The organism is Arthrobacter sp. 05L45_2, assembly GCF_056397525.1.
Map to the genome: position 1 here is coordinate 1 of NZ_JBFTNO010000316.1, position 2,103 is coordinate 2,103.

2 protein-coding genes and 1 pseudogene are annotated in these 2,103 nt (G+C 65.2%); 2 read left to right on the forward strand and 1 reads right to left on the reverse strand.

Annotated features, from left to right (window positions below):
- Together AC1DHD_RS15910 and AC1DHD_RS15915 are read left to right on the forward strand one after the other, a co-directional pair.
- A pseudogene (locus AC1DHD_RS15910) lies at nt 1-274 on the forward strand (hypothetical protein); the annotation flags it as partial.
- Nucleotides 271-1,365: a polyprenyl synthetase family protein gene (locus AC1DHD_RS15915; protein ID WP_476880640.1), complete on the forward strand. Its 1,095-nt coding sequence runs from the start codon at nt 271-273 to the stop codon at nt 1,363-1,365. The pseudogene AC1DHD_RS15910 and the gene AC1DHD_RS15915, both read left to right, overlap by 4 nt.
- An 87-nt stretch (nt 1,366-1,452) precedes the next feature.
- Here AC1DHD_RS15915 and AC1DHD_RS15920 read toward each other — a convergent pair whose 3' ends face one another.
- Complete coding sequence (locus AC1DHD_RS15920; RefSeq protein WP_476880641.1) at nt 1,453-1,806, reverse strand: Rv2175c family DNA-binding protein; 354 nt, start codon at nt 1,804-1,806, stop codon at nt 1,453-1,455.
- Nucleotides 1,807-2,103: the final 297 nt, after the last annotated feature.

Sequence of the window (2,103 nt, forward strand, 5' to 3'; positions counted from 1 at the left end):
GGTGGAATCCAGCAGCTTTGACAAAACCGGCGCCCCCGCGACCGTCGCACTGGTCGCCAAGATCAGCGAGCCCGCGGCCGACGTCGTGTCCTTCTATAGCAAGAAACTCGCGGGCCTGGGCTTCAAGGCCGTACCGGGCGGCGCGGTGGGTTCGGTGGCGTCGAGGGATTACCTGCGCGGAACTAACGAAACCGTGAACCTCGCCGTCGTGGAGGCTGCCGGCGTCTCGACCTTCACCATTGGCGCCAACGTCGCCGCTGAGTCCGTCAAGTGAGCCTGGCCGAACAACTCCGGGTTGAGCAGACCGACTTTGTCGCGGCCGTCGCCGGCAAGCTGACCGATTTCCTGACCGAACGTGCCACCCTGATGTCCTCCATTTCCACGGACATCGATCCGCTGATGGGATCGATCTCCAACCTCGTCACCGGCGGCAAACGCCTCCGGGCCCTCATGTGCTACTGGGGCTGGCGGGGAGCCGGCGGCGGGGCAGGTGCCGGCGAGGTGGTCACCGCGGGCTCGGCGCTGGAGCTGTTCCAGGCAGCTGCGCTCATCCACGACGACATCATCGACCGCTCGGACACCCGCCGCGGCGGCCCCAGTGTGCACCGCCGTTTCAGCGAGCTGCACGCGAGCCAGGGCTGGGCGCTGGACCCGGAGCGCTTCGGCCACGCCGCAGCCATTCTCACCGGCGATCTGTGCCTGTCCTTCAGCGAGGAATCGTTCACGGCCATCGGCGACCGGGCAGCGTCCGGCAGCCGGGCCAGGCTCATCTTTGACCTGATGCGCGCCGAGGTTATGGCCGGCCAGTACCTCGACATCCTTGAGGAGGTCGCCGGCCCGCACCGGGACCGCGCCGGCGCTGTCAGCCGCGCCCAGTCGATTATCCGCTTCAAGTCGGCGAAGTATTCCACCGAACACCCACTGGCGCTGGGCGGTGCCCTCGCGGGCGCATCGGACGAGCTGCTGCGGGGCTACTCGGCGTTTGCCCTCCCCCTAGGCGAAGCGTTCCAGCTTCGCGACGACGTCCTGGGCGTCTTCGGGGATCCTGTCACCACCGGCAAGCCGGCCGGCGATGACCTGCGCGAAGGCAAGCGGACGGTGCTGGTCGCCTTCGCCCTGGACCAGGCGGCCCCTGCAGAGTCCGCCTTCATCGATGCCAAGCTGGGCAGCCCGGACCTGACGGCCGGCGACGTCGAGGAAATCCGCCGCATCATCATTGAGTGCGGTGCCCTGCAGGCCACCGAGGTCCTGATCGAACAGTTCGGCGCAGCCGCATTCGATGCCCTCGACCTGCTGCCGCTGGAAGAACTCCCCAAGACGGCCCTCCGGAGGCTCGCCGAAGCCGCTGTCAGCCGGACGGCCTAGTCCGCCCGCAAATCTCCGGATACGGCAAAGGCCGTGCACAGCGCCAGACGCTGAGCACGGCCTTTGTTATGGGCCCAGGGACCGCGCCTACCAGGCCATGGTCTGCGCGCGGCGCCGGATTTCGGTCTTTCGTCCTTCACGCAGGGCATCAATCGGACGCCCGCGCAGGGATTCGTCGGCAGTAAAGAGCCAGACAATGAGTTCCTCATCCGAGTAGCCCGCGTCGGAAAGAACCACGATGGTGCCCTTGAGGCTCTCCACGGCGTGGCCGTCCTGGATAAAAGCTGCCGGCACGGAGCGAATCCGGCGGTCGCCGATCCGCAGGGCCGCCAGCGCACGTTCGTCCAGCAATGCATGAACCTTGGTGATAGAGACATCCAGTTGCTGGGCTACATCGGGCAGGGGCAGCCATTCGCCCACAAGGCTTTCTACAGTACTCACGGATCAAGATTGCCATGCCGGAGAGGATTGCGCCTAGTCAGCCGCGTGCGCTGTACGGGTCCTCTTAACGTTGACCTTAATAAAGGCTACGAAAACAGGCACCTTAATGCCCGACGCCGGGACTCCGTTTGCTCCCGGCGCCCCCGGCCCGGCGCGCGGCCGGGGACGACACACCAAATGGCCGTCGTTGCACAATGTCAAACAGTTCTTGTGCTATTTCGCAATTCGTGAGAGATTCGCTTAGTTCACATTTGTAACTGCAGTATCTCCAGTCACACTGGTAACACCAGTAACATC